Annotated in this window: 8 protein-coding genes; 1 reads left to right on the forward strand and 7 read right to left on the reverse strand. The window is 76.8% G+C overall.

From position 1 onward, the window contains the following. Nucleotides 1-149: 149 nt before the first annotated feature. Genes J1M41_RS04580 through J1M41_RS04590 form a run of 3 tightly spaced genes read right to left on the reverse strand, consistent with a single transcriptional unit; the run spans nucleotide 150 to nucleotide 2775 of the window. Nucleotides 150-1049 carry a DUF6707 family protein gene (locus J1M41_RS04580; protein WP_225941407.1) on the reverse strand — a complete coding sequence of 300 codons (900 nt, stop codon included), beginning with the start codon at nucleotides 1047-1049 and terminating at the stop codon, nucleotides 150-152. A 2-nt stretch (nucleotides 1050-1051) separates the two neighbouring features. Next, nucleotides 1052-1591 carry an NUDIX hydrolase family protein gene (locus tag J1M41_RS04585; RefSeq protein WP_036316089.1) on the reverse strand — a complete coding sequence of 180 codons (540 nt, stop codon included), beginning with the start codon at nucleotides 1589-1591 and terminating at the stop codon, nucleotides 1052-1054. A 56-nt stretch (nucleotides 1592-1647) separates the two neighbouring features. Continuing rightward, entirely contained in the window at nucleotides 1648-2775 is a 1128-nt protein-coding gene (locus tag J1M41_RS04590) for an NADH:flavin oxidoreductase/NADH oxidase (protein WP_206451245.1), read from the reverse strand. A gap of 125 nt (nucleotides 2776-2900) precedes the next feature. Here J1M41_RS04590 and J1M41_RS04595 point away from each other — a divergent pair, with 125 nt between their 5' ends. After that, complete coding sequence (locus J1M41_RS04595; RefSeq protein WP_206451246.1) at nucleotides 2901-3224, forward strand: hypothetical protein; 324 nt, start codon at nucleotides 2901-2903, stop codon at nucleotides 3222-3224. Nucleotides 3225-3236: 12 nt separating this feature from the next. On the opposite strand, the gene J1M41_RS04600 is transcribed toward J1M41_RS04595, so the two are convergent. From J1M41_RS04600 to J1M41_RS04615, 4 genes are read right to left on the reverse strand one after another with little or no spacing between them, the layout of a single operon-like run. Then, nucleotides 3237-5573, reverse strand: coding sequence for a hypothetical protein (locus tag J1M41_RS04600; protein ID WP_206451247.1), 2337 nt, complete (start codon nucleotides 5571-5573; stop codon nucleotides 3237-3239). 2 nt (nucleotides 5574-5575) lie between these two features. After that, nucleotides 5576-6181 carry a DedA family protein gene (locus J1M41_RS04605; RefSeq protein WP_036316081.1) on the reverse strand — a complete coding sequence of 202 codons (606 nt, stop codon included), beginning with the start codon at nucleotides 6179-6181 and terminating at the stop codon, nucleotides 5576-5578. Then, nucleotides 6178-7227 carry a pseudouridine synthase gene (locus J1M41_RS04610; protein WP_206451248.1) on the reverse strand — a complete coding sequence of 350 codons (1050 nt, stop codon included), beginning with the start codon at nucleotides 7225-7227 and terminating at the stop codon, nucleotides 6178-6180. The genes J1M41_RS04605 and J1M41_RS04610 overlap by 4 nt, the downstream gene beginning before the upstream one ends. A gap of 46 nt (nucleotides 7228-7273) precedes the next feature. Then, a complete protein-coding gene (locus J1M41_RS04615) occupies nucleotides 7274-8524 on the reverse strand; it encodes a glucose-1-phosphate adenylyltransferase family protein (RefSeq protein ID WP_206451249.1) in 1251 nt (416 codons plus the stop codon). Nucleotides 8525-8776: the final 252 nt, after the last annotated feature.

Below are 8776 nucleotides of genomic sequence, written 5' to 3' on the forward strand. Positions count from 1 at the left end.
GGGCGGAGCTGGGCGGGTGCGGAGCCGGTCATGCCGGGAGCATAGCCCCGACTGGGGCTGGGAAGTGAGGTGTGCCACACGAGCCGCACCCCGGAGGGCGTGTCAGCGGGGACGGGGCCGGCCCTCGACGCCCGTCCCGCGGCCGGACCTCACCGGCGCGTGGCGGCCTTCGCCTCGAGCTCGTCGGCGAGGGTGCGCAGCGTGCCGAGCTCCCGGGCGATCCGGGAATCCAGGTCGGCGTCAGTGAGCGTCTCAGACCCGCCGCGGGCGCGCAGGTACAGCAGCTGGTCGAACCGGGCGCGGCGCCACTGATACTCGGCCTCGGCGTCGCGGGCCTGCAGGGCGCGGGAGATCTCCCGGTCGTAGAGCGGCGGCTCGTTGAGCTGGCGCTGGCGCACCTCGAGCACCCGGGCCGCCCGGCCCGGCTCGGAGGGGACCTCGTCCGCCTCGAGCAGGCGCCGACCGAGGTTGGCGGCGGCGATGTGCTCGCCCTCCTCGCGCAGGATCAGCGACGCCAGGGACAGCGCGGCCTGGATGGACTTCCACCGCCCCACGGCCCCGTCCCACGGCAGGTTCGTCAGCAGGCCCAGGGTGGCCAGCGTGCCCTCGGTGTCCTCGTGCAGCAGGTAGAGCCGCTCGGCCATGCCGAACACGTCCTCCAGCTGGGAGCCGGAGCGCAGGTTCAACCCGTGGGAGAGCCGGGCCGCGGTGGCGGTCAGCTCGGTGTCCTCGAGGTGGCGCTTGCCGACGGCGACGATCCGCTCCTCGGGGGACCCCGCGTCCACGGGGGAGAAGGTGGTGTCCGGGACGGCCCTGCGCTCCTCCGGGCGGTCCGTGCGGACCCGGATCACGGAGCCGTGGGCGATCTTGACCTCCCGGCCGCCCTCGAGGGTGGCGATCACGAGCGCGGGGGTGCCGAAGTCATCCCGCATCACCCGGGTCGAGGCCACGGGCGGGGCGGGCTCGCCGCGGCGGGTCAGGAAGCTGTCCCCGGGCTGCACGTCCTGGGACTTCAGATGGCGGAGGTAGCCGCCGACGACCGGTGCCATGCTCAGCGCCCCCATCCCACGTGGGCGAGGGCCTGGCGCACCAGGTCCCCGCGGCCACCGATGAACTCGGCCTGGATGTCCTCGCCGAGGGCCTCCTCGGGGGTGAGCCAGGTCAGCTCGAGCGCGTTCTGGCGCGGCTGGCACTCACCCGTCACCGGCACCACGTACACCAGGGCCACGGCGTGCTGGCGGTCGTCCGTCAGCCCGGTCTCGGACGGCGCCGGGAAGTACTCGGCGACGGTGCAGGGGACCACCGATGGCGGCAGCTGCGGGAACGCGAGCGGGCCGAGGTCCTTCTCCAGGTGGCGCATCAGCGCGGCGCGGATGGTCTCCCGGTACTGGACGCGTCCGGAGACGAACGTCCGCTGGAACGTGCCGGTCTCGTCCGCCACGTAGAGCAGGCCGATCTCGGTGACGTAGCCGAGGGAGTCCAGCCGCACCGGGATGGCCTCCACATACACCATGGGCAGCCGGCGCCGGGCCTCGTAGAGGTCCTCGTCGGACAGCCAGCCCGGATTCGGGTCGGGGGTGCGCACGCTCATGGTTCTGTTCTACCGGAGTTCCGCGCCGGGGGCACACCGGGTCCCGCGTGTTCCGCTCACCACTTGGCTCGGAAGTACTGCCGGGCCATCGGCACCTGCTCCGAGGGGACGTCGAGCGCGAGGGCGGCCGCGGTCGGCCAGTTCGGGTTCGCCAGGGCGGCGCGGCCCACGCAGACGGCGTCGGCGCGGTCCTCGTCCACCACGGCCGCGACCTCCTCGGCGCCGGTCAGCGAACCGACGGCGGACACCACGATCCCCTCGGTGCCCTCCTTCACGGCGGTGGCCAGCGGCACCTGATAGCCCGGGCCCTGGGGGCCCTCGTAGGTGTCCCCGATGCCCGCGGAGGACAGGTCGAACCAGTGCACCTGTCCCTGCAGCTCCTGCGCCAGGCGGACGGTCTCCTCGATGCTCCAGCCGCCCTCGACCCAGTCCGAGCCGGAGATGCGGATGCCGAGGACCTTGTCCGCGGGCCACACCTCGCGCACGGCCGCCACGATCTCCTTGAGGAAGCGGGTGCGGCCCTCGAAGTCCCCGCCGTACTCGTCGGTCCGGGTGTTGGTCAGCGGCGAGAGGAACTGGTGGATGAGGTAGCCGTGGGCGGCGTGCAGCTGCACGGCGCCGAAGCCGGCACGGTCGGCGCGCTCGGCGGCGTCGGCGAAGGCCTGGACGGTCTCCCGGATCTCGTCCACCCGCATCGCGTGGGTGCGGATCTCCATGGAGTTGGTGGCCACGCCGGAGGGGGAGAGCGTCTCCCAGGAGTCGGGGCCCTCGAGGATCGGCTGCCCGGCGGGCGCGCCCGGGTGCATGGGGACGGTGGAGGCCTTGGCGCCGGCGTGGCCGAGCTGGATGGCGGGCAGGGCGCCCTCGGAGGCGATGTACTCGGCGATCGGCGCCCACGCGTCCCGCTGCTCGTCGTTCCACAGGCCGGTGTCCCACGGGGAGATGCGCCCCTCGGGCGTGACGGCGGTGGCCTCGGCCACCACGATCCCGAAGCCGCCGGCCGCGCGGGCGCCCAGGTGCTGGAACTGCCAGCCGTGCGGGACGCCGTTGCGCGCCTCGCACGAGTACTGGCACATCGGCGGCAGGATCAGGCGGTTGCGCACGCGCACGCCGTTGATCTCGATCGGTTCGAAGATCGCGGGCACGGCGGGGGCGTCGGTCTGCGGGGTGGCGGTCTGAGTCATGCACCCCACCCTACGAGCGGGTCCGGACACGGGAGGGCAGGCGTCCGCCGCGGGCGGAAGGGCGGGCCGGCCCGCGCGACGAGAGAAGTCGTCACCGTTGCTGCGTCCGCCCCTACCCTGGGCCCATGCCCTCCTACCGTGCCCGCCTGCAGATCGGCGACCTCCTGCCCGGCCACCGACCCGAAGAGGTCATGGACCTGGCCGAGGCGGCCGTCCAGGCCACGCACGTGCTCGCGGCCAAGGACATCGAGGTCGTCGCGCGCGTCCCGCGGATCGTGCTGCGCTTCGCGGTGCCCGGCTCGCACCGGGCCGGCGAGGACGCCGAGGCCGCCGAGGTGGCGCGGCGGATGGCGGAGGCGGGGTCCGGCGTCGCCGTGACGGGCCGGCTGGACGTGCTCCGGCGCGACGGCGGCCGGTGGGTCCCGGTGCCCGCCGGGCCCGGGCGCTGAACGGGGACGGGCTCAGGCGCCGGCCGGGTGCGGCCGGCGGGCGGCGTCGCGCTCGATCTGGCGTGCCCAGGAGCGGCGCACGGCCGCGGCGGTGATCAGCAGCAGCGCCCCGAAGGCGGCCGCGAGACCCACCCACACGCTCTGCTGCGCCCCGAGCGGGCTGGGCAGCAGGCGGGGCAGGGCGAGGCAGAGCAGGGTCCAGGCCATGCCCAGGGCCACACCCAGGCGGCCGCGCCCACCGAGCACCAGGCGCAGGGCCGCCAGCAGCAGGGCCACCAGCACCAGCAGGGCGAGCAGCTCGGTCGGGAACCAGCCGACGTGCACACCCCAGGCGTGGAGGGCGGCGCCCACCGCGGTGGGCGCGCCGGCGAGGAGGGTGCCCAGCAGCACGCCGAGCGCGCCGTCCTCGGCCACCCGTGCGACGCGGCGGGCCGCCGGGCGTGCGCCGAGCCGCCGGACCACACGGAGCATGAGGACCAGGGCGAGCAGCCACGGGACGACGTCGAGGCCCCCGGGGGCCAGGACGGCCAGGGGGAACCACAGCGCCAGCGCCAGCAGGGTCCCCGCGACCGCGCCCCGGATGCGGCGGTGCCGCGGCGACGCGCCCTGGCCTGGCCCCCACTGCCGGAGCACGTACATCCCGGTCAGCAGCCACAGCACCGGCCAGATCGCCGGGTGCAGCGGGGACAGCCCGAACACGCTCGCGCCAGGGCCGTGTCGGCCGTCGGCGGTGAGCGGGTACGCGCCGGCGTCGAGCGCGGCGAGCCCCGGGACGCGGCCGGCCAGACCGAGGCCCCACGCACCGGAGAGCACGAACAGCGCCCACACGACGGTCAGCAGCGCCTGGCCGCGTCGGTCCGCAGCGGTCGGTGAGCCGGCCGGCTCCTCGGGCGGAGCGGGGGTGTAGCCGGGGATCAGGGGCAGGGCGCCCGTGACCGGCCCCGCCGGGGAGTGGGCGATGGCCTCGGCCCGGACGGCCTGCGCCTTCGTGGAGAGTCGCTGCCGCCGCCGCCACTCGGGCAGGGCCACCCGGGCTCGGGCGAACAGCTCCTCATCGGTGAGCCGCTCTTCCGGGTCGGACAGCAGCGGCCGGTCGGCGGCGGCCGGGAAGACCTCGGGGCCCTCGAGCTCGCGCGCGGCCCGGGCGAGCGCGCGGGACTCCCGCTCCTCGTGCTCGCGACGGCGGCGGGCGGCGTCCTCCGCCGCACGGCGCTCGGCCTCCCGGGCGCGGTCCTCGAGGAGCCGGGCCTGGGCGAGGGCGCGTTCGGCGTGCAGCACGGTGTGGGCGCGGACGCGGGCGGCCTGGCGACGACGTCGCTCGGCCTCGAGGCGGGCGGCCTCCTCCGCCTCGCGACGGCGCCGCTCGGCCTCCTCGGCCCGACGGCGCCGCTCGGCCTCGACGCGTTCGGCCTCGAGGCGACAGCGTTCGGCCTCGGCCTCCTGCCGACGGCGCTCCGCCTCCGCCTCCGCCTCGAGCCGGAGCCGCTCCCGCTCGGCGAGCGCGGCCTCCTCGCGGGCCCGCCGCTCCGCCTGCACGCGGGCGCGCTCGGCGGCGACCTCCGCCTCCCGGCGGCGCCGTTCCTCCCGCTCCTGTCGGCGGGCCTCCGCCTCGGCGGCGGCACGGGCCTTCTCCTCGGCCGCCACCCGACGGCGCCGCTCGGCGTCACGCCGACGGCGCTGCTTCTCCTCCTCGCGGCGGCGGCGGGCCACCCGCGCGGCCTGGGCCCGGCGGGCCTCCTCGTCGAGGCGGGCCTGGAGGGCTGCGGCGTCGCGGGCCCGGGCGGCGTCGCGGGCCTGGGCCGCGGCGGCGGCCTCGGCGATGGGCCGCTCGTGCTCGGCGGCCCGGCGACGGGCGGCCTCGGCGGCGCGCTCCCGGCCGGCTCGCAGGCGGGCCCGCCGGCGCTCCTCGGCCGCAGTGCGGCGGCGTGCGGCCTCCGCGGCCTTCTCCGGGTCCCGCCCCGGGGCGGGGAGGATGCGCTCGACCGTGCCGACGAGTGGGTCGGTGAAACGGGCGAGGTCCGGGCTGCCGAGGCGGTCCAGGATCTCGCTGAGGTCGCGGCGTGGGCGCTGCTGGGCGGGAGCGCCCGGGGTGCGCAGTCGGTCCATGGCGCGGTGCACGTCCGCGCGGCGGTCCTCGCGCACGCGGCGCTCGGCGGCGGTCTCGGGTCGGCCCGAGCGCAGGGCGCGCTCGTGACGGCGCAGATCGCGGCGGGAGATCTCCCCGGGCGCGGCCAGGGCGCGGCGGGGGCGCTCGGCGGGGGCACGCGTCGCGTCGTCGTCGGGACGGGGCGCCGAGGCGTCCCGGAGGCGCTCGAGCGCGGCACGGGACTCGGAGGACGCGTCCTGCATGCTCACCCCTTCCGGCCCCGGCGACGGTGGGCCATGATCCCCGCGATCATCAACCCTGCAAGGGTACCGAACACCATGCCGACCACCGCGGACGCCCACCACGGCAGGCCGGTGGCCCGGCCGGTGAGCCAGCCGAGCCCCACCATGGACCCGGACCACGCGAGCGAGCCCGCCCCGGACAGCCACAGGAACACGGGCCAGCGGATCCCGCCGATCCCGGCCGCCGCCATCGACGCCGTCCGTCCGCCCGAGACGAACCGCAGCACGGACAGCCCCGCCAGGCTGCCCGCCGGGCCCACCCGCACCAGCAGAGTCCGGATCCCCCGGTGGATCCGCCGCCACCACGCCCAGCGGTCCAGGCGGTCGGCGAGGCCGTGGCGGAACAGCGCGTAGAGGCCGACGTCCCCGGCCCAGCAGCCCAGCCACGCCGCCAGCACCGCGGCCACGGGGGAGACCCGGCCCTCGGCCGCGAGCGCCCCCGAGCCGATGACCACCACCTCCGACGGGACGGGCGGGATCGGGGCGTCCAGGGCCACGAGCAGCGCGGTGAGCGGGTGGAACCACGCTCCGAGCGCGTCCATCAGGGCGGCCGGGTCCCCGCCCGTCACCGCGGTCGCTCCTGCAGCTCGGCGGGGGAGGTGAACTCCCGCTCCTCGCCCGTCACCGGGTCCGTGAAGCGCAGCGACCGGGAGAGCAGCTGCAGGGGACGCGTGACGTCGTCCGGGGCGAGGTCGAGCAGGTCCGGGTAGAACGGGTCGAACGCGATGCCCAGGCCCAGGGCGGCCAGGTGGATGCGCAGCTGGTGGGTGCGCCCCGTGCGCGGGGTGAGCCGCAGGTGCCCCACGCGCCGCCCCGCCAGCGTCCCGGCGGAGATGCCGACGCCCAGCAGCTCCACCCGGGACTCCGCGTTCGCCCCGGCGTGGGGCCGGTTCGCCCGCCGGGTCCGCACCGGCGCGCCCGCCCGGCGTCCCGAGGCGGCCGGCGGGATCTCCTCCACCACGGAGCGCAGGATCCCCTTGTCCTTGCGGATCCGGCTGCGCACGGTCAGCGGGAATCGCCCCAGGACGGGGTCGGCCGGGGGGGCACCGGGGCGGCGGGCGCCGTCGTCGGGGGCGTCCGGCAGGAGCGCCACGGCCTCGTAGGTCTTGGCCACGGCACGCCGCTCGAAGAGCAGGTGGTAGGCGCCGCGGGTGGCCGGGTTCGCGGAGAACATCACGACGCCGGCCGTCGCCCGGTCGAGCCGGTGCAGGGGCACGAGGTCGTCGAGGCCGAGCTCGTTGCGCAGCCGCACCAGCGCGGTCTCCTGGACGAAGCGGCCGCCCGGGGTGGTGGGCAGGAAGTGCGGCTTGTGGATGACCACGAGGTGCTCGTCGCGGTGCAGGAGCGTGTGCGTCACGGGCAGCGGGGCCTCGTCGGGGACGTCCCGGTAGTACCAGAGGTCGTCGTGCACGCCCAGCGGCGTCGTCGGCGTCAGTGCGGTGCCGTCCGCCGCCACGACCTCGCCGCGGGCGAAGCGCGCGCGGATGCCGTCCGGGTCCACGTGACCGAACCGGTGGAGCACGTAGTCCTGCGCGGTGGGCCAGCCGGAGGCGGGCAGGCGCAGGCGCGTGGCGTTGACGCCGTTGCGCGGGGGGAGGGGGGAGGGGACGGCCACGGGCCCATCCTCCCAGCCCGGCGCGGCTGCGTCCGACCGGCGCCGCTCAGTCCGACCGGCCGGGCCGGCCGGAGCCGGTGGTCTCGTCCTCGGCCGGGCCGCGGTCCTGCGGGGTGAGCACCACGACCTCCTCGGCCGGCGCGGCGCGCCCCGTCACCTCGCGCGCCGGGACCGCCCCGCCGACGTCGACCACCACGGTGTCCAGCACCGCGCCCGCGGGGACCTCGCAGTCGCCGAGCAGGAGGCTGCCGCGCACCGTGGCGCCTGCCGCCACGACCACCCCGGGGCCGACCACGCTGTCCGAGACCTCGCCCTCGATCCGGCAGCCCGGGCTGAGCAGCGAGCCGGAGACGCGGGCGTCCGGGGCCACCCACGCCGGCGGCGCCTGGTGGGGGTTGGTGATCAGCGGCCAGCCCTCGGCGGCGACGTCCAGGCCGGTGCCCTCGAGGATCTCCCGGTGGGCGCGGACGTACGCGTCCAGGGTGCCGATGTCCCGCCAGTACCCGACGAGGCGGTGCTCCCGCACGCGCCCCCGCGCCACGAACGCCGGGATGATGCTCTCCCCGTAGTCGCCGAGGGAGGAGCCCACGGGGTCGCCGTCCTCATCGGTCTCACCCTCGTCCTTGGTGGCCGCCTCGTCCTCGCCCGCCACGAGATCGCCGACCACCTCGGAGAGCGCGGCGACGTCGAACACGAACACCTCGGTGGCCACGAGCGTGCCCGCCGGGTCCTCCGGTTTGTAGGCGTAGTCGGTGACGGCGCCGTCGTCGTCCACCTGCACGACGCCGAAGCGCGAGGGGTCCTCGTCCGTCTCGGTGGTGACCACGGTGAGCTCGGCGCCGGAGCGGGCGTGCTCGGCCAGCACGGGGCGCAGGTCCAGCTGGTACAGGTGGTCCGCGGAGAGCACGACGACGGTCTCGGCGCCGAACTGCTCCAGCAGCGGCAGCTGCTGGGCGATCGCGTGGCCGTTGCCGCGGGCGAAGCCCTCCTCGGCGCGGCCCTGCGCGGGAGGCAGGAGCCGCAGGCCGTGGCGGGTGCCGTCGAGATCCCACGGCCGGCCGCCGGCCAGGTGCTGGTTGAGCGTGAAGGGGCGGTACTGCTCCACGACCCACACGTCCCGCAGGCGCGAGTGGGCCAGGTTGGACAGCACGACGTCGATCAGCCGGTACTGGCCCGCCAGCGGCACCATCGGCTTGGCGCGGGCCGCGGTGAGCGGCATGAGGCGGCCGCCGGTGCCACCGGCCAGCACGAGCGCGACGACGGCGCCCTCCGGGTCCTTCGGGAACGGGTCGGCCATGACTTCTCCTCGGGTCGGGGCGGGTTCAGCGTAGGGAGCGGGGAGGACACGTGGCCACCGCTCGGGTGCGTCCGGGTCAGCGCTGGCAGTGCGGGCACCACCACAGCCGCCGCGCGTCGTCCTCGGGGGAGCCGTAGTCCTCCTGGCGGACGGGGCCGCGGCAGCGCAGGCACGGGGCGCGGTCGTGCCCGTAGACCCAGTACGACGGCGTCCCGCCGCCGCGTGCGCCGGGCGTTCGGCCGGGTGCCGTGC

This window comes from Micrococcus sp. KRD096, assembly GCF_017168495.1.
In the GTDB taxonomy this organism is placed as follows: Bacteria; Actinomycetota; Actinomycetes; order Actinomycetales; family Micrococcaceae; genus Micrococcus; species Micrococcus luteus.

Excerpts from the sequence above, each read along its gene's own strand:
- J1M41_RS04590 (WP_206451245.1), bottom strand. The coding sequence starts at position 2,775 with ATGACTCAGACCGCCACCCCGCAGACCGACGCCCCCGCCGTGCCCGCG.
- J1M41_RS04615 (WP_206451249.1), bottom strand. The coding sequence starts at position 8,524 with ATGGCCGACCCGTTCCCGAAGGACCCGGAGGGCGCCGTCGTCGCGCTC.
- J1M41_RS04600 (WP_206451247.1), bottom strand. The coding sequence starts at position 5,573 with ATGCAGGACGCGTCCTCCGAGTCCCGTGCCGCGCTCGAGCGCCTCCGG.
- J1M41_RS04580 (WP_225941407.1), bottom strand. The coding sequence starts at position 1,049 with ATGGCACCGGTCGTCGGCGGCTACCTCCGCCATCTGAAGTCCCAGGAC.
- J1M41_RS04595 (WP_206451246.1), top strand. The coding sequence starts at position 2,901 with ATGCCCTCCTACCGTGCCCGCCTGCAGATCGGCGACCTCCTGCCCGGC.
- J1M41_RS04585 (WP_036316089.1), bottom strand. The coding sequence starts at position 1,591 with ATGAGCGTGCGCACCCCCGACCCGAATCCGGGCTGGCTGTCCGACGAG.